General features: G+C 65.1%; 13 protein-coding genes and 1 pseudogene. 5 read left to right on the top strand and 9 right to left on the bottom strand.

Features of this window, described 5'->3' with window-relative positions; genetic code table 11:
• Positions 1 to 3 precede the first annotated feature (3 nt).
• On the bottom strand, positions 4 to 981 hold the full coding sequence (locus L0C21_RS09240) for an efflux RND transporter periplasmic adaptor subunit (protein WP_259278075.1): 978 nt from the start codon (positions 979 to 981) through the stop codon (positions 4 to 6).
• Between the two features lie 328 nt (positions 982 to 1309).
• On the opposite strand from L0C21_RS09240, the gene L0C21_RS09235 reads away from it, so the two are divergent.
• From L0C21_RS09235 to L0C21_RS09225, 3 genes are all read left to right on the top strand, one after another.
• Positions 1310 to 4774, top strand: a complete 3465-nt coding sequence (locus L0C21_RS09235; RefSeq protein ID WP_259278074.1) for an indolepyruvate ferredoxin oxidoreductase family protein — start codon at positions 1310 to 1312, stop codon at positions 4772 to 4774.
• A gap of 240 nt (positions 4775 to 5014) precedes the next feature.
• Complete coding sequence (locus tag L0C21_RS09230; RefSeq protein ID WP_374940230.1) at positions 5015 to 5794, top strand: enoyl-CoA hydratase/isomerase family protein; 780 nt, start codon at positions 5015 to 5017, stop codon at positions 5792 to 5794.
• 28 nt (positions 5795 to 5822) lie between these two features.
• A complete protein-coding gene (locus L0C21_RS09225; RefSeq protein ID WP_259278073.1) occupies positions 5823 to 7046 on the top strand; it encodes a CaiB/BaiF CoA transferase family protein in 1224 nt (407 codons plus the stop codon).
• A gap of 84 nt (positions 7047 to 7130) precedes the next feature.
• Here the strand turns inward: L0C21_RS09225 and L0C21_RS09220 are convergent, their stop codons facing one another.
• Genes L0C21_RS09220 through L0C21_RS09185 form a run of 8 tightly spaced genes read right to left on the bottom strand, consistent with a single transcriptional unit; the run spans position 7131 to position 15634 of the window.
• Positions 7131 to 8117, bottom strand: a complete 987-nt coding sequence (locus L0C21_RS09220) for a type II secretion system F family protein (protein ID WP_259278072.1) — start codon at positions 8115 to 8117, stop codon at positions 7131 to 7133.
• A gap of 10 nt (positions 8118 to 8127) precedes the next feature.
• Positions 8128 to 9108 (bottom strand): type II secretion system F family protein, encoded by a 981-nt coding sequence (locus tag L0C21_RS09215; RefSeq protein WP_259278071.1) that lies wholly within the window; start codon positions 9106 to 9108, stop codon positions 8128 to 8130.
• Between the two features lie 28 nt (positions 9109 to 9136).
• On the bottom strand, positions 9137 to 10825 hold the full coding sequence (locus tag L0C21_RS09210) for a TadA family conjugal transfer-associated ATPase (RefSeq protein ID WP_259278070.1): 1689 nt from the start codon (positions 10823 to 10825) through the stop codon (positions 9137 to 9139).
• A 19-nt stretch (positions 10826 to 10844) separates the two neighbouring features.
• Positions 10845 to 12107 (bottom strand): P-loop NTPase family protein, encoded by a 1263-nt coding sequence (locus tag L0C21_RS09205; protein ID WP_259278069.1) that lies wholly within the window; start codon positions 12105 to 12107, stop codon positions 10845 to 10847.
• 27 nt (positions 12108 to 12134) lie between these two features.
• On the bottom strand, positions 12135 to 12794 hold the full coding sequence (locus tag L0C21_RS09200) for a CpaD family pilus assembly lipoprotein (RefSeq protein ID WP_259278068.1): 660 nt from the start codon (positions 12792 to 12794) through the stop codon (positions 12135 to 12137).
• Complete coding sequence (locus L0C21_RS09195; protein WP_259278067.1) at positions 12791 to 14236, bottom strand: type II and III secretion system protein family protein; 1446 nt, start codon at positions 14234 to 14236, stop codon at positions 12791 to 12793. Before L0C21_RS09195 ends, L0C21_RS09200 begins: the two co-directional genes overlap by 4 nt.
• A 1-nt stretch (position 14237) precedes the next feature.
• Entirely contained in the window at positions 14238 to 15119 is an 882-nt protein-coding gene (gene cpaB / locus L0C21_RS09190; protein WP_259278066.1) for a Flp pilus assembly protein CpaB, read from the bottom strand.
• Between the two features lie 32 nt (positions 15120 to 15151).
• A complete protein-coding gene (locus tag L0C21_RS09185) occupies positions 15152 to 15634 on the bottom strand; it encodes an A24 family peptidase (RefSeq protein WP_259278065.1) in 483 nt (160 codons plus the stop codon).
• 50 nt (positions 15635 to 15684) lie between these two features.
• Between L0C21_RS09185 and L0C21_RS09180 the strand changes: the two genes are divergently transcribed.
• Both L0C21_RS09180 and L0C21_RS16715 read left to right on the top strand, forming a co-directional pair.
• Positions 15685 to 16644, top strand: coding sequence for an alpha/beta fold hydrolase (locus L0C21_RS09180; protein WP_259278855.1), 960 nt, complete (start codon positions 15685 to 15687; stop codon positions 16642 to 16644).
• A gap of 5 nt (positions 16645 to 16649) precedes the next feature.
• A pseudogene (locus tag L0C21_RS16715) lies at positions 16650 to 17369 on the top strand (NAD(P)/FAD-dependent oxidoreductase); the annotation flags it as partial.
• Positions 17370 to 17424 lie beyond the last annotated feature (55 nt).

The raw sequence follows: 17424 nt of genomic DNA, 5'->3' as shown, positions 1-17424 counted from the left end.
CCGTTAGCTCCTGGAGGTCTCGCGTTCGGCGGTCTTGGGCTCGTTGCTCGCCGACTTGAGGAGCTTGATGGGAGACCCGTCGCGCAGCTTCACCACGCCCTCGGACACCACCAGATCGCCCGGCTGGAGACCGGCGGTGACCTCCACATAGCCCGGCTGGCGCTCGCCGGTCAGGACGCGGGTGCGCGAGACGGTGCGGCCGTCCTCGTTGACGGTATAGACATACTTCTCGCGGCCCTCGCCGACGACGGCCAGCTCCGGCACGGCCAGGGCGTCGCGCTGCTCGCGGATGATGCCGACAGTCATCAGCATGCCGGGCTTCAGCTTCAGATCCGGGTTGTCGATGAGAGCCCGCACGCTGGCCGAGCGGGTCACGGGGTCGACCTGCGGGTCGATGGCGGTGATCCGGCCAGTGAACAGCTGGTTGTTAAAGGCCGAAACGCGGGCCTGCACCTGCTGGCCCACGTCCACCTGGCTGAGGTAGGCCTCGGGAATGGTGAAATCGAGCTTGATGGTCGAGATGTCGCTGATCTCCACCAGCGGTGTGCCGGCGGTCACGATGATGCCTGGCGACACGTTCCGCAGGCCGGCGATGCCGGAGAAGGGCGCGCGGATGATGCGATCATCGATACGGGCCTGGATGCTCTGCATGGTGGCTTCGGCGGCATCGCGCTCGGCGATACGCTGGTCGAGGTTGGCGCGGGTGGCATAGCCGCGCTCGGCCAGCTGCTGGACGCGCTCAAGCTGCAGCTGGGCTTCCTTGAGGCGGGCCTGGGCCTCGGCCAGATCGGCGGTTTCCTCCGACAGGGACAGCTCGGCCAGTATCTGGCCCTTCTTCACCGCCTGCCCGTCGTGGAAGTGCAGGGCCTTTACCCGCTCGGTGACGTTGGCCGAGATGACGACCGATTCGCGCGCATTGGCGGTGCCGACCGCCTCGATGGCATCAACAAAGCGGCGCATGGTCGCCGGCTTGGCGATCACGGTCGCAGGCTGCTCGGCGCGCCGCGCACTGCCCTTTTCTGATGGCGCTCCGCTCTCGCCGCCGCAGGCGGAGGTCATAAGGGCTAGTGAAAAAACAGCTATCGCTCGGCGCCACATAGAACTCGATCCGTCAGAAAGGGAAACCAAGGGAAACCCACCGTCCCAAAGATATTATACAATTTCGGTTACGACGGCAGAGGTCAAATCCTTCGCACTTTTTTCTTAACGTCTTTCCTCCGATTTATGCTGCAGTGCGAGATGACCCCCTTTCCATTTATTTCAAAGTAGGTCAGTATAGCTGACAGAATTTGGGGATGGAGAGTGAGGCATGGCCCTCTTGGATCCTCGCGTCACGCTTGACGACAAATACATCAAGGAGCGTGGCCGAGTTTTTATCAGCGGATTGCAGGCCCTCGTGCGCCTGCCAATGGTTCAGGCTGCCCGCGACAAGGCGGCGGGCCTGAACACGGGCGGTTTTATCTCCGGCTACCGGGGATCGCCGCTTGGCAACTATGACCAGGAACTCTGGCGCGCCAAGAAGCTGCTGGACGAGCGCAACATCGTGTTCAAGTCCGGCATCAACGAGGACCTGGCGGCCACGGCCGTCTGGGGCAGCCAGCAGGTCGGCCTCAGGCCTGGCGCCAAGGTCGATGGCGTGTTCGGCATCTGGTACGGCAAGGGGCCGGGTCTCGACCGCTCAATGGACGTGCTGAAGCACGCCAACGCGGCCGGCACCTCGCCCCATGGCGGCGTGCTGGCGATCGTGGGCGATGACCACGGCGCCAAGTCCTCGACGCTGCCACACCAGTCGGACCACAACTTCCAGGCGGCGTTCATGCCGTTCCTGTATCCGGCAAGCGTGCACGAGTATGTGGAATATGGCCTGCTTGGGCTCGCCATGTCCCGCTTCTCGGGCTGCTGGGTCGGCTTCAAGGCGACGGCGGACACGGTGGAAACCGCCGCCACGGTCGATCTGGAGAACGAATGGCGCGAGATCGTCATTCCAGAGTTCGAGATGCCCGAAGGCGGCCTGCACATCCGCTTGGGCGACATCTGGCGCGAGGAGGACTCGCGCCTCCAGCTCTACAAGGGCTTCGCGGCCCAGGCCTTCGCCAAGGCCAACAAGATCGACAAGGTGATCTGGGACAGCCCGAAGCCCCGGCTCGGCATCGTCTCGGCCGGCAAGGCCTATGCGGATACGCTCCAGGCGCTCGAAGAGCTGGGCATCGACGAAGCGGTGGCCGCCGATATCGGCATTCGCCTCTACAAGGTCGGCATGCCCTGGCCGCTGGAGCCGGATGGCATGCGCCAGTTCTGCGAAGGGCTGGAAGAGGTGCTCGTCATCGAGGAGAAGCGCGAGTTCCTCGAACACCAGATCAAGTGGCAGCTCTACAACTGGGACGAAAAGGTGCGCCCGCGCGTCGTCGGCAAGTACGACGAGAACGGCCAGTGGCTGCTCCACCCGGACAACGAGCTGAGCCTGGGTGAGATCGCCCACGTGATCGCCTCGCGCATCGCCCGCTTCCACACGACCGACCGGATCAAGGCGAAGCTGGAAGTCTTTGCCGCCCGCGCGGCCGCCAAGAAGGGCTATGCCGCGCCGATCGCCCGCAAGCCCTACTTCTGCTCGGGCTGCCCGCACAACACCTCGACCAAGGTGCCGGAGGGCAGCCGGGCGTTCGCCGGCATCGGCTGCCACATCATGTCGCTGTGGATGGACCGGAACACCGATACCTTCACCCACATGGGCGGCGAGGGCGTGACGTGGATGGGCGAAGCCCCGTTCACCAACGAAAAGCACGTCTTCTGCAACCTGGGTGATGGCACCTACTTCCATTCGGGCATTCTCGCCATCCGCCAGTCGGTGGCGGCGGGGGTGAACATCACCTACAAGCTGCTCTACAACGATGCGGTGGCCATGACCGGCGGCCAGCATGTGGACGGCGAGCTGACCATTCCTGAGCTGATCCAGCAGCTCATCGGCGAGAACGTGAAAAGAATCGTCGTTCTCACCGAGGACATGAGCCGGTACGACAGCATCAAGTTCCCTGAGGGCGTTGATCTGCTGCCCCGCTCGGAGCTGGACCGCATCCAGAAGGAATTCCGCGAAATTCCGGGCTGCACGGTCATCGTCTACGATCAGACCTGCGCCGCCGAGAAGCGGCGCCGCCGGAAGAAGGGCCAGTTCCCCGACCCGGACAAGCGGGTCATCATCAACGCCGCCGTGTGCGAGGGCTGCGGCGACTGCTCGGTGCAGTCCAACTGCGTGTCGGTGGAGCCGCTGGAGACCGAGTTCGGCCGCAAGCGGACCATCAACCAGTCCAGCTGCAACAAGGACTTCTCCTGCGTGAAGGGCTTCTGCCCCTCGTTCGTGACGGTGGAGGGCGCGAAGATCGCAACGCCATCGCTGCCGAAGGAGACGGACTTCGCCAGCGGCGTGCCCATGCCGAACGTCGGCGTTCTGTCGGAAGACTATAATGTGGTCGTCACCGGCATCGGCGGCACGGGCGTGCTCACCATCTCGGCCATTCTCGGCATGGCGGCGCACCTCGAGGGCAAGGCCTCGACCACGGCCGACATGGCGGGCCTCGCCCAGAAGGGCGGCGCGGTCTATGCCCAGGTGCGGCTGGGCGCGAGCAACGAGCATCTGCTCAGCCCGCGCATCATCACCGGCGGCACCGACCTACTCTTGGCCTGCGACGCGGTGGTGGCCTCCAGCGCGGTCATCCAGGACCTTGTGAGCACGGACCGCACCACGGCGGTGGTGAACAGCGCCATCCAGCCGATCGCCGACTTCGTGCGGAACCGGGACTTCGACTTCAAGCACGGGCAGGTGGAGCGCTCCATCCGCAACGCCACGAAGCCGGACGCCACCGATTTCGTGGCGGCAGAGAAGATCGCAACCGCCGTCATGGGCGATGCCATCGCCACCAACATGATGATGCTGGGCTATGCCTGGCAGAAGGGCCGGGTGCCGCTGGCGCTGGACAGCATCGATGCGGCCATCAAGCTCAACGGCGTCGCGGTCAGCTTCAACCAGCGGGCGTTTGCGCTCGGCCGGTTGCTGGCGCACGACCCGGCGCGGGTATCGGCGCTCATCGAGGCCGCGCGCGGCCCCGTCGCCGAGCCGGTCGCCAAGACGCTGGCCGAAGTGGTCGCCAAGCGGGTTGCGGACCTGACCGCCTACCAGAACGCCGCCTATGCCGAGCGCTACCGCAGCTTGGTCGAGAAGGTGGCGGCGGCCGAAAGCCGGATTGCACCGGGCTCGGAAAAGCTGGCGCTGGCTGTCGCCCGCAACGCCTACAAGCTGATGGCCTACAAGGACGAGTATGAGGTTGCGCGCCTCTATACCGACGGCCGGTTCGAGCAGGCCCTCAAGGCCCAGTTCGGCAGCCACAAGGCGTTGAAGCTCCACCTCTCGCCGCCGCTGCTGGCAAAGCACGATCCGGCAACCGGCCGCCCGAAGAAAATGGAGTTCGGCGGCTGGATGTTCAGCGCGTTCAAGCTGCTGGCCAAGCTGAAGGGCCTGCGCGGCACCGCGCTCGACATCTTCGGCTACACCGAGGAGCGTAAGACTGAACGCCAGCTGGTGGAGGACTACTTCGCCACCGTCGACAAGCTGCTGGCGGGCCTCACGGCCGAGCGGCTGGAGCTGGCTGTCGCCATCGCTTCCGTGCCGGACCAGATCCGCGGCTTCGGCCCGGTGAAGGCGGCGAGCCTGCCGGTTGCCCGCAAGCGCGAGGCCGAGCTGTGGGAAGCCTGGGAAAAGGCTCCAGCAAAGGCGGCTGCTTAAGGGTGGTTTGACGCAGGGGAACGCGTTCCCCCTCGCGACCCCCAATTCCTTTCAAAGGGCCGTGCGCGTGGTGACGGGTGCGGCCCTTTTCTTATGGATTCATTGGGCCGTGGCCTTGATGAAGGATGTGCCCGAACAAACGAACGGGAGGTGCAGGAGGGGTAAGCCCCTCCTGCAAAAATCTGCAAAAACAAACCAAAACCGGCTATGCCGGGGACAGCGGAACCGGACGGGGCGGCCATGAGCGTGATGGACCTGAGCATCGAGGGCGATGTGGCGTGGCTGGTGTTGAATCGGCCCGAGAAGAAGAATGCCCTGAACCATGAGATGTGGGAGGCCATGCCCGGCCTGCTGCGGCAGGTGGAGGCCGACCCGCGCGCCAAGGTGCTCATTCTTGCCTCCTCGTCGCCAGAGGCGTTTTGCGCGGGGGCGGACATCGAGGAGTTTGCCGCCAAGGCGTCCGATGTCGAATGGCGGCGGCGCAACCAGGCGGCGATCCGCGAGACGCAGACGACGCTGGCGCGGCTGACGAAGCCCACCATCGCGGCGATCGACGGGGTGTGCGTGGGCGGCGGCTGCGGGCTGGCGATTGCGTGTGATCTGCGCGTGGCGGCAGAGACGGCGCGGCTGGGCATCACGCCTGCGAAGCTGGGGCTGGTTTACAGCCTGCACGACACCAAGCTGCTGGTCGATCTGGTGGGGCCTGCGCGGGCGAAATGGATTCTCTACACCGGTGCGCTGTTCAGTGCCGAGGAGGCGCGGGACATGGGGCTGGTGGATGTGCTGGCGACACGGGAAGAACTGCGGGATGCGGCGCTGGCATTGGCGCACAGCATCGCGGCCAACTCGCAGCATGCCATCCGCTCCACCAAGAAAATCGTGCAGCGCATTCTGGACGGCGCGGTGGATGACGATGAGGAAACGATCGCGCAGTTTTTCGATGCCTTCGACGGGCCGGACCTGCGCGAGGGCGTGCAGGCCTTTTCCGAAAAACGGCGGCCGAATTTTCCGGTCCGCTGAAATCAATTTCGAGCAAGGGGGATAAGCCGTGGCGGGTGCGTTGGCGGGAATTAGGGTGCTGGATCTGTCGCGCGTGCTGGCAGGGCCGTGGGCGGGGCAGATCCTCGCCGATCTCGGCGCGGATGTCATCAAGGTGGAGCGCCCCAAAGCGGGGGACGACACGCGCGGCTGGGGCCCGCCGTTCCTGAAGGACCAGGAGGGCAACCCGACGCGCGAGAGCGCCTATTATCTCTGCGCCAACCGGGGCAAGCGCTCGCTGGCGCTGGATATTACGCACCCCAAAGGGCAGGAGATTATCCGCAAGCTCGCCGCAGAGAGCGACGTGCTTCTGGAGAATTTCAAGACAGGCGGGCTGGCAAAATACGGGCTGGATTACGAGACGTTGCGGAAAATCAACCCGCGCCTCATCTATTGTTCCATCACCGGGTTCGGCCAGAACGGGCCGAACGCCAACCGGCCGGGCTATGATTTTCTCATCCAGGGCATGGCAGGCCTGATGAGCATTACCGGCACGCCCGAGAGCGGCCCGACCAAGGTGGGCGTGGCGGTGACGGACCTGACGACCGGGCTTTATTCCGTCGTCGCCATTCTCGCCGCGCTTCAGGCCCGCCACCGCACGGGCGAGGGGCAGCACATCGACATGGCGCTGTTCGATGTGCAACTGGGCTGGCTGGCCAACCAGGCGACCAACTATCTGGTGGGCGGCGTGGTGCCGGGCCTCATGGGCAATGCCCACCCCAACATCGTGCCCTATCAAGATCTTCCCACAAAGGATGGTCGCATCATTGTCGCCGTGGGCAATGATGAGCAGTTCCGCCGCTTCGCGCGCATTCTGGGCAAGCCTGAATGGGCGCAGGATGAACGCTATGCCACCAACCGGGCCCGCGTCGCGCACAGGGCGGAACTGGTGGCGCTGATCGAGGCTGAATTGAAACGGGAGGACGCGGGCCACTGGCTGGCGGCGCTGGATGCGGCGGGCATTCCGTGCGGCAGGGTCGCGTCCGTCGCCGAGGCGTTCGAAAGCGAGCAGGCCAAGGCACGCGGCCTGACGGTGGCGCTGGACCACCCGCTCTCCGGCACGGTGCGAACCGCTGCCAACCCGATCAAACTCTCCGGCACGCCCATCGAATACGGCAACGCGCCGCCTACGGTTGGTCAGCACAGCCGCAAGGTGCTCTCGGAACTGGGACTGAGCGCGGATGACATCCGCGCGCTGGCCGAGGCGGGTGTTGTGGACGGGGTGGCGGAGTAGGTTTTTTGCAGGAGGGGCGCGCCTGTTATCGCGCACGCCCGATAAAACGAATGGGGGCGCAAGGGGTAAGACCCCTTGCGTTCCTTACTTCGCCAGCGAGTCCGAGATGGAGCAGGCGGCCGGGCCCATGATGACGACGAAGAGGGTCGGCAGGATGAAGAGGATGAGCGGCACGGTCATGACGGCGGGCAGGCGCGCGGCCTTTTCCTCGGCGCGCATCATGCGCTCGTTGCGGAATTCGGCGGAGAGCACGCGCAAGGAAGAGGCCAGCGGCGTGCCGTATTTTTCGGTCTGGATGAGCGTTGTCACCACGCCGCGCATGGGTTGAAGGTCCACGCGCTTCGAGAGGTTCTCCAGCGCCTGCCGCCGTTCCTGCAGGAAGCCGAGCTCGATGGAGGTGAGGCTGAATTCGTCCGCCAATTCCGGGTAGGCCATGCCGAGTTCGCGGGAGACGCGGGAGAAGGCGGCATCCAGCGTAAGACCAGCCTCGGCGCAGATGACGAGCAGGTCGAGCGCATCGGGCAGGGCGAGACGAATGGCCTCGGAGCGCTTTTGCACGGCATTGGTGACGAGCAGGTCCGGCAGCTTGTAGCCCGCCAGCACCGCGCCGATGAGAACCATCAGCTTCATGTTGGTGCTCTTGTCCGCCATGACGCCGACGCCATAGAGCAGAATGAGAGCGATGATGCCGCCGAGGATCGGGGCGACCAGCCGGGCGAACTGGTAGATGACCACGGATTCCTTGGCGCGCCAGCCTGCCTGGGACAGGCGCTCGGCGGCCTGTTTGGTCTGCTCGTCCTGAAGGATTTTCAGCTTGTTCAGGATCTGGCTCATCGTTGCCGTGGCATCGGCCTTGCTGATGAGGGCGCTGCGACGGCGCGGCGCGGCAAGACCGGCGCGCAGCTGCGCGCGGCGTTCCTGCAACGCCTTGATGCGCTCGCGCATGGGATCGCGGACGGTGGTGGCGGCCCAGATGGCAAGTAGCACCATGAAGGCGGCGACGCCCGCCAGGATGGTGGCGAGGTCGAGCGGATCAAGGCCGAAAGGGAGGTTGAGGGAGTTGGGTTCCACTGCGCTGCCCTTACACCTTGAAATTGACCATCTTGTACATGATGAAGCCGCCGAGGCTCATCCACAGGAGGCCGCCGACGCCTGCAACGATGAGGCGGGGATCGCTGAAAAACCCGGCGAGGTATTTGCTGTTCACCATCCAGATCAATCCGAACACGGCGAAGGGCAGGAAGCCCACGATGTAGGCGCTGGCCTTGGCTTCGGACGACATGGCCTTGATCTTCAGCTTCATCTGCATGCGCTTGCGGAGCACGTCAGAGAGGTTGTCCAGCGTTTCGGCCAGGTTGCCGCCGGTTTCGCGCTGGATGGCAAGCGTGATGACGAAGAACTGAAACTCAGGCGTCGGGATGCGCCGGGCCACGTCGTTCAGCGCCTGATCCATGGTCTGGCCGATCTTGATTTTGTCGGCGACGGTGCGGAACTCGATGCCGACGGGATCAGGAATTTCCCTGCCGGCAATGGCCAGCGCTTCGGTGATCGGAAGGCCCGAACGCAGGCTTCGCACCAGAAGGTCGATGGCGTCCGGAAAAATGGTGACGAATTTCTGGATGCGCTTGTTGACCAATATGCCCACGACGGCATGGGGCAGGCCAAGCCCGATAAAGAGCCCGAGCAGCAGGCTGAGGAGAAACGGCAAGCCAAGGACAACGCCTATCAGCGTAACGCAGAGGAGGACGCCGCCGCAGATGGCGCCATATTGCCCGAGGCTGATGTTGCGGCCCGTGCGGTTGAGGCGCGCCCTCAGTTCGGCCGGGCGCGGCAGGAAATTGTGAAAGACCTGATCCAGCCGCGTTTCCTGCTGCATGGCGAGGATGCGGCGCATCTGGGCCTTGGCTGCGCTTTCCCGGCTGGAAGCGAAGCGGACCTTGATTTTGTCCAGCCGCTTGGCCGCCTTCTTCTGCGGATTGGGCGCCGTCAGGAAGGCAAGCGCCAGCAATGCCAGCATCAGGACGCTGCTCACCAGAAATAGAAGGAGCATCATCGGCGACATCAGGGCTGTCCTGCTGGCTGAAGGCGGATCATAGGCAGTCCATCAGGGCGCGGCCGAGGCCATAGTATTCGGCCCGGTCATAGAAGGCCGGACGTAGACCCGAGGAGACGAAATCGCCCTTGAGGCGGCCGGTCTCGTCCTCGCCGGTGAACTGGAAGGTGTAAAGGTCCTGCGTGGTGATGACATCGCCTTCCATGCCCACCACCTCGGTGATGTGCGAGATGCGGCGCACGCCGTCGCGCATGCGGCTGACCTGGATAATCATGTTCACTGCGCTGGCGATCTGCTCGCGAATGGCCTTGGGCGGCAGGTTGAGGCCCGCCATGTTGACCATGTTCTCAAGGCGGGTGAGAGCCTCGCGCGGGCGGTTGGCGTGCAGCGTGCCGAGCGAGCCGTCGTGGCCGGTGTTCATGGCCTGCAACAGGTCGATGGCCTCGCCGCCGCGAACCTCGCCCAGGATGATGCGATCCGGGCGCATACGCAGGGCGTTCTTCACGAGGCCGCGCATGGTGACCTCGCCCTTGCCTTCAAGGTTCGGCGGGCGGGTTTCCAGGCGCACCACGTGCGGCTGCTGGAGCTGAAGTTCCGCCGCGTCCTCGATGGTGACGATACGCTCGCCGGGGTCGATGTTGCGGGAGACGGCGTTCAGCATGGTCGTCTTACCCGAGCCCGTGCCGCCCGAGATGATGATGTTGAGCCGGCAGCGGCCCGCGATTTTGAGCAACTGGGCCATCTTCGGGCTGATGTTGCCCTGGCTTGCCATCATATCGAGCGTAATTTTCTTCTTGGAGAATTTACGGATCGAGATGGACGTGCCGTCGATGGCGAGCGGCGGGGCGATAACGTTGACGCGGCTGCCATCGGCAAGGCGCGCGTCGCAGATCGGCGAGCTTTCATCGACACGCCGGCCGACCGCCGCCACGATGCGCTGGGCGACGTTGAGCAGGTGCGCTTCATCGCGGAACTTCACGTCGGTGAGTTCCAGCTTGCCCTTGCGCTCAACGTAAATCTGGTTGGCGCCGTTCACCATGATATCGGTGATGGCTTCATCCGCCAGCAGCGGCTCGAGCGGCCCCAGACCGAACATGTCGTTCAGCATGAGCGTGACAAGCTCGCGCTGTTCGTTCTTGTTCAGGTTGATGCGTTGCTGGAGCAGCAGTTCGGTGACGATATCCGACACCTGATCGGCCACTTCGTCACGCGGCAGCTCGTTGATCGCGCTGGCGTCGATGTGCTCCATCAGGAGCGGCTGGATCTTGTCCTTGGCGGTGGCGACGGTGTTCTGGCTGCGACCGCTGCTGCGCTGGCTATCGGCAGTATCGAGCGCCTTGTAAGCGTAGACCAGCTCGTTGAGCAGAACCGTGACCGCATCACGGGTTTCCATCTCGTTGAGATCGATGCCGTTGGCGCGGGCGGTTTCCTGCACGCGATCCTGAATCGCCATCACCAGTTCGGTGCGGGCGCGATCCTTGTATTCGAGCGCGGGAAAGAGGGTGAGCAGATCCGGCGCGATGATCTCGAACAGCTGGTCGACCACCGCGCCGCGCGCCGCAGATTCCGAGGAAGACGTAGCCGGCGTTGCAGCCGACGCCGGCGCTTCGGCCGCGCCCGCAGGCGCGCGCCGGGCAGGGCCGCCCTGCGCCGTATCAAGCTTTGCGTTTGCCTGTCCGAATTCAGCTCTTTGCGTCGAGCGTCGTCCGAAACCTACCTGTCTCATGCGCGAACCCTATCGTCCGTCAACGGGATTTGACGGGAAGCAAGGATTTCAAGTTTTTAAACTTCGCAAACAACGGGGCCTTGTTCGGTTCCTCGCCGCCATCGGGGGCCATGATGGAGCGGGCAAGATCGATCAGCGCCGCGCCGGTCTTGCCGCCCTTGGCGACCTCGGCCAGGCTCTTGCCCTGCTGGGCAGCGGCGATGGCCAGCTTTGGATCGAGCGAAAGCACCGTGCCGATCGCGCTCTCGACCGAGGCCTCGAAATCCTTGCGGCTGACCTCGGTCTGCCCCTGGGCCGGAACCTTGTTGGCGACCAGATGGACTTTGGCGGTGGGCGCGTGCGTGCTCAGAAAACCCATGAGCCGCAGCGTATCGCGGGCCGCAGCCAGCGTCAGGTCGGTGACGATGATGACGTGCCCGGCCTCGGCCACCAGCAGCGGATTTTGCACGGCGAACAGACGCGGCAGATCCATGACGATGGTCTCGTACGTCTGGGCCACCTGCTCATGCAGATGCAGGAGGGCCGAGCCGTCCGTCAGCAGCGGCGCGTTGATGGGCGCCTCGGCGGACAGGACGGCAAGATTTTCAGAGGCCTTTACGATGGCCCGTTCGATGAACAGGCTGTCGATGCGCGCCGGATTTTCCAGCGCATCGGTAAGGCCGCGACCTGGCTCGAGATCAAACGCGAGGGCGCCGACGCCAAAGTGGATATCGAAATCGAGCAGGGCGGTGCGACGGCCCAGCGTATCCGCGCCAGCCCAGGCGAGGGAGGCAGCGACGGTGGACGCGCCGACGCCACCCCGCGCGCCGATGACCGCGATGGTGCTGTTGGCGCTTTCCGCCTCGTCGGGCGCGGCCTTCGGCGCAAGCAGCGCGGCCTGCGCGTTGTGCAGGGCCTCGTGCAGGGCCGGGCCGGATATGGGCTTCAGCAGATAGTCGTGAATGCCGGAGCCAAGCAGTTCGCGATAGAGCCGTACGTCGTTGACGGTGCCGATGGCTACCACAATGGTGCCCGGCTCGCACACCTCGGCGAGCGCGTTGATGTCGTTCAGCGGATCGTGACAGTCCGTCAGGTCAACCAGCAAAATCTGCGGCGAGGCCGAAACGGACAGGGTCTGGACCGCATTGGCAAGGCCACCCTTGTGAATTTTGTCCGGCGCCCAACCCATGTCGAGCACCGAGTTCTTCAGCGCCTCGGCGGTCGCATCATCGCAGACGAACGCGGCGAAGATGTCGCGCTGGGCGTTGGCGAAGCGTTGGTTCGATGACCAGGGTGCATTCATTTTTCAGGTTTCCCGCTGCCAGGCCGATCAGTTGCCGCCGCCGCTGCCAAGGGAGGTGCTGGGCAGCGCCTTCCCGATGCCGGAGGGCTCCCGCTGACGCCAGCCATCCTGGGTCTTGGAAATGTCAGAGGCGCTCGACCCCTCGTAGGCGCGGCCGTTGGCCAGATCCCTGGGGTCTGCCACCATGGCCGAGAGGTTGCTGTTGACCGCGCAGCCAAAGTTGCTGTGGGTGGCAGCGCTCATGTTGGAGGACGGATTGCTGCTCCAGTCCGGGCAGGCGGGCGCAATGGCCTGCGCGCGCTCGACCCACAGCCGCGCGGTGCCAACGGGCATGTCGGTGCTGGCCGGCGGCGTCGCGTTCGTCAGTACGCCGCCGCTTGCGGCAACAATGGAGGCAACGGCGGCGCGGCGCGCGGCCGCGCCTTCCGGGTGGGGATCATCCAGGGTGAGGCGGGCGCCGTAATCCAGGCGCAGGCTCGCGAGGAAGGCGCGCAGCGCCTCGGCATCCGCCGGGCGGATCTTCTGATCCGGGCCGAAGGCGATGTCTCGGGTGATGGCCTGGGAGGCGACCGTCGGCGTCTTGATCGAGGCGTTGCCGCGATGCGTGCCGCAGGCGGACAGGACAAGGGCCATGCCCAGCAGCGAGCTGGCGAGCAGGGAGCGTTTGAAGGCAGACGCGTGGCTCATTGTGCGTTCCCCTGGAAAGAGAAGCCAGGCGCGGCAGCGCCTTCCGGCTGGGCCGGCGCGCTGGCGGCGGGCTGGCCGGCTGCCGGCGGCGCGGACTGGACGAAGGACTTGCCCAGCAGCCAGCGCTCCAGATCGCTCGGCGCCTTGTAGCCGTCCGTCGGCAGATGGACGTCCTTGGCGTTCATCGGCTTGACCAGATAAGGCGTGACGACGATGACGAGTTCCGTCTCGTTGCGCTGAAAGCTGTCGGAGCGGAACAGCGCGCCCAGAATGGGCAGGTCGCCCAGCACCGGCAGCTTGCTGACGCTCTGGCCGGTGGTGTTCCGAAGCAAGCCGGCGATCATGAAGCTCTGGCCCGAGCCCAGCTCGACCGTCGTCTCGGCGCGGCGGGTGGTCAGGCCCGGCACGCTGATGCCATTTACCGTGATGGCGCCGGCCTGCGAAAGCTCGCTCACCTCGGGGCGCACCCGAAGGGCGATGCGGTTGTCGGCCATCACCGTCGGCGTGAAGGCGAGGCCGACGCCGTATTGCTTGTATTCAATGAGCACGCGGCCATCCTCGGCGGGCATGGGAATGGCAAATTCGCCGCCCGCCAGGAAGCTGGCCATCTCGCCCGAAAGCGCCGTCAGGTTCGGCTCGGCCAGCACGGTGACGAGGCCTTCCTCGGCCAGCGCGTCAATAGCCGCAGCGGCGTTCATGCCGAACAGCCTGCCTGCCATGCCGATGGTGTTGGTGCCTTCCGGAATCGTGAATTTCACGACGCCGTTGTTGAATTCGATGCCGTTGCTGCGGCCCTGCCAGAGACCGAACAGAAACCCGCCGGTTCCATCCTGCGTGGCGACGTTGATGCCCAGGTCCTTAAGCAGCGTGCGGCTGACTTCGGCGATCTTCACCTGCAGGTTCACCTGCACCGGCGTTGCGGTGCGAACCTTGTTGATGACCACCTGCTTTTCGCCCAGCAGCTGCTTCACCAGATTCTCGGCTTCGCCGACGGCTTCGGGCGTGGGGGCGGTGCCGGTGAGCATAATCATGCCGTTGAACGGCTCGGCCGTGATGCTGGATTCAGGCATCGCGGCCTTCAGCAGGCTGCGGACCTGCTCGATGTTGCTCGAGACATGGACGTTGGCCGAGTAGATTACCTGGTCCTTGGCGTCCATGGCGTAGAAGCTGGTCTCGCCGGGATTGACGCCGAGCACGTAGATGAGGTGCGGAGAGCGCACCTGCACATCGGCGATCTTGGGGTTGGCGATGAAGACGCCGTTGGTCGGCCGGTCAAGGCGGATCAGCGTACCCTTGCTTACCTCCAGGCTCAGCGATTCCTGGGTGTCCTGGACGGACGCGGCCCGCGCGGCGGCAGGCGCGCCCAGAGTGAGGCCGGCGGCAAGCCCGCCCCAGGCAAGGGCGGCCAGGATGCCGGTGTGAAGCGAACGGCTGGCACGCATGTTATTTTGCTCCAGTCTCGATCTCGGTGACCGTATTGCCGCGCACGACAACCACGACTTTGCCGCTCCGGCGCGGCGCATCGCCCGAGGACCGGCCGACATTGGTGAAGCGCGTCACTTCCCGCGCCGTGGTGTAGGAGGGCGCGCGGTCGCTCGGCTCGGCCGGGCGGATTTCATCACCGGATACCGTGTCCATGTTGTCGGCCAGCGGGCGCAGGCTGAGCGACAGATCACCCACCCGCTGCATGACCTTGATTTTTTCCACCTGCTTCGGGGTCACCTCGAGCGTGGCGGTTCCACCGACCTTGGGCTGGTTGGCCACGTTGGCTGTCGCCTGATCGATGGCCAGAACGCGCACGTTACGCATCACGGTTTCAGACACGTTGAGCGAGGGCGCGTCGCCCCGCTCCACCTGATGGGTCATCACGAGGTCGACACGATCGCCGGGGAAGATGAAGCCGGCAACGCCCGAGGTTGCGGAAATGGACACGGTGATCGCGCGCATTCCCGGCGACAGCACCGCCGCGAGGAAGCCGCGGTCATTCGGGCTGATAATCGCATCGGTGGTCAGGGGCTGGCCCGTGAGAAACGCGTTCCGCAGCACCTTGCCGGTCATGTCGTTGATGGAGGCGCTGTCTTCCTTGACGTAGGCGTCATGCATCGCGTCTTCCGGCCACGGCTGCCACTTCATATCCTCCGCCTGGAGAATATGGCCAACCGTCAGGGTGCGGGCCGCCACCAGGATCTTGCTTTCCGTGACCTGCTTGGTGACCTGGGCTGGTTTTGCCTGATCGTTTCCCGACATCAGGGCGCGCGCCATGAACGCTGTCACAACAGCGATGATCAGGGCCGCGACGACCAGGATGAGACTGCGAACGTTCATGCCGTCCTCTTTCGCGTCTGAACCGTGCGCCGTTATAGACCTGAAAAATTAACGATTGGTTCGAGCGCCAGCGTGATGCCGCCGAGGGCTATGGCGACCCCATAGGGCACGGCGCGGTGAGTCTGGCCGCGCAGTCGGCGTGTCACCACCAGAACGAGCGCCAGAACACCGCCGTAAATGGCTATGAGGAAAATCAGCTCAAGAATGCGTGCGGGCGGTATCCATAACGCGAGCGCCGCAACGAGTTTGACATCGCCGCCCCCCATCGCCCCTAAGGCAAAAAGAACGGCGAACCCGATAAATACCAGAAGTGCAACGCCAATTTGCCAGCCGAGCAGGGGCAGCAGCGCCGCCCCGGTGGCCGCGCTCGCCGCAAGCCAATAGGGCAGGGCCAGGCCCGCCACTGCGATGCAGAGCCGGTTCGAAATTCTGTATCGCCGCACATCGCCCACTGCGGCGATGACCAGCAGGGCAACCAGCGTTAAGAGAAGGCTGAGCCGAATGATGTCCCACATGCGACGAACGCTCACATGGAAAACTGAAAAAGTGGTAACCCGCCGTGCATATGCAGATCCAACACGCCTTTAACCGGCACGCTTTCGGCTCGCAGACCCAATTTCTGGACTGGCGCGCACCCGATGGCTGGCCGATGCGGACCATGCGCTGCCTGCCGGAAGGGCAGGCGCGCGGCACGGTGATTTTCCTCAACGGCCGGGCGGACTTTCTGGAAAAATACCTGGAGAGTTACGGCGCGTTCCTCGACTGGGGCTACGCAGTCGCTTCGCTCGATTGGCGGGGGCAGGGCCTCTCGGGGCGGCTGGGGGACCACCCGCACAAGGGACACCAAACCGACTTCGACGTTCTGGTTGGCGACCTGGCCGGCTGGATTGCCGACCTGACGAAGGACATGCCGCCGCCGTTCTACCTGGTGGCCCATTCGATGGGCGGGCATATCGCCCTGAGGTTCCTGGCGGAACATGCCGGCGTGATCTCCCATGCGGTCCTGCTGGCACCCATGCTGGGCATACGGACCGGCGGCATACCGAGCCCGGTGACCAAACGCTTGGCGCGCTGGATGGTCGGGCGCGGCCGGAGCGGGGAGTTTGCCCCGACGCAGCGGCCCTATGGCGCGCGGGCCGCCTCCGCCCTTCGCCAGTCGGCGTTAACGGGGGACAACGAACGCTTCGCCGACGAGATCTGGTGGATCGAGCAGAACCCGGCGCTGGCGCTCGGCGGCGTGACCTACGGCTGGCTGGATGCCGCCTTCCGTTCCCTTGATCGACTGGCTGCGCCCGGCTACCTGCAGGGCGTGGATGCGCCGGTTCTCATCCTGATGCCGGAACACGAGCAGGTGGTCGATCCGGTGGCCGCGCGGCATGTCGCAGCGCACATGCCCCACTGCCGCCTCAAGGTGGTGCCGGGCGGACGGCATGAACTGCTGCGGGACGTGGATGCGGTGCGGAACAGGACGCTGGCCGAGATTCACGCGGCCCTGATGGCGACGGAGGCGGAAGGGCGTGGCTGAGCGGTTTGACGTCATCATCGTCGGCGGCGGCATTGCGGGCGCGATCCGTTGCCGGAAGCCTGGGCGATGGTTTGAGGGTCCTGTTGCTCGAGGCCGAGGATTTTCCAGGCTACCACACCTCCGGCCGGTCGGCCGCCTTCTATTCCGAAACCTACGGCGGACCGCTCGTGCAGCCGCTCACCACCGCTTCGCTGCCGTTCCTCCAGAACCCGCCCGAGGCGTTCGACGGGCCGCTGGTCTCCGCGCCGCGCGGGGCGCTTTATGTGGGCCAGGAGGAGCAGTTGGGGGCAGTGCGGGAAATGCACGGCCTTTACCCCGGCCTTGACCTGGAGATCATCAGCCCGGAGCGGATCGCCGCCCTTGCGCCGGCGCTGCGCCCGGCATGGCAGGCGACTGGCCTGTGGGAGCCCGCCGTGCGCGATATCTACACGGCGGCGATGCACCAGGGGTATCTGCGCCGGTTCCAGCGCGCCGGCGGCACGGTGCTGACCGGCCAGCGCGTCACGGCGCTCAGGCAGGCGGGCGGCTGCTGGCGCGTGCAGTGCGGCGGGCAGGCGTATGAGGCGCGCATTCTGGTCAATGCCGCAGGCGCATGGGCCGACGAGGTGGCGCGGCTGGCGGGCGTCGCCCCGGTGGGGCTGACGCCGATGCGCCGTACCATGGTGGTGCTGCGCGTGCCAGGGGAGGAGTATCGCGCCGAGATGCCCCTTGTGCTCGATATTGGCGGCAGCTTCTATTTCAAGCCGGATGCGGGCGCCTATTGGGTCTCGCCTCATGACG

Origin of the sequence: Pedomonas mirosovicensis, assembly GCF_022569295.1 — a bacterium.
In the GTDB taxonomy this organism is placed as follows: Bacteria; Pseudomonadota; Alphaproteobacteria; order Sphingomonadales; family Sphingomonadaceae; genus Pedomonas; species Pedomonas mirosovicensis.
Note: the sequence above shows the minus strand (reverse complement) of the source record. Positions and strands in the feature narration are given on the sequence as shown.

What these genes read in the sequence shown, in the direction of transcription:
- L0C21_RS09235 (WP_259278074.1), top strand. Translation starts at nt 1,310, where the DNA reads ATGGCCCTCTTGGATCCTCGCGTCACGCTTGACGACAAATACATCAAG.
- L0C21_RS09230 (WP_374940230.1), top strand. Translation starts at nt 5,015, where the DNA reads ATGAGCGTGATGGACCTGAGCATCGAGGGCGATGTGGCGTGGCTGGTG.
- L0C21_RS09215 (WP_259278071.1), bottom strand. Translation starts at nt 9,108, where the DNA reads ATGTCGCCGATGATGCTCCTTCTATTTCTGGTGAGCAGCGTCCTGATG.
- L0C21_RS09210 (WP_259278070.1), bottom strand. Translation starts at nt 10,825, where the DNA reads ATGAGACAGGTAGGTTTCGGACGACGCTCGACGCAAAGAGCTGAATTC.
- L0C21_RS09205 (WP_259278069.1), bottom strand. Translation starts at nt 12,107, where the DNA reads ATGAATGCACCCTGGTCATCGAACCAACGCTTCGCCAACGCCCAGCGC.
- L0C21_RS09200 (WP_259278068.1), bottom strand. Translation starts at nt 12,794, where the DNA reads ATGAGCCACGCGTCTGCCTTCAAACGCTCCCTGCTCGCCAGCTCGCTG.
- L0C21_RS09195 (WP_259278067.1), bottom strand. Translation starts at nt 14,236, where the DNA reads ATGCGTGCCAGCCGTTCGCTTCACACCGGCATCCTGGCCGCCCTTGCC.
- cpaB (WP_259278066.1), bottom strand. Translation starts at nt 15,119, where the DNA reads ATGAACGTTCGCAGTCTCATCCTGGTCGTCGCGGCCCTGATCATCGCT.
- L0C21_RS09185 (WP_259278065.1), bottom strand. Translation starts at nt 15,634, where the DNA reads ATGTGGGACATCATTCGGCTCAGCCTTCTCTTAACGCTGGTTGCCCTG.
- L0C21_RS09180 (WP_259278855.1), top strand. Translation starts at nt 15,685, where the DNA reads ATGCAGATCCAACACGCCTTTAACCGGCACGCTTTCGGCTCGCAGACC.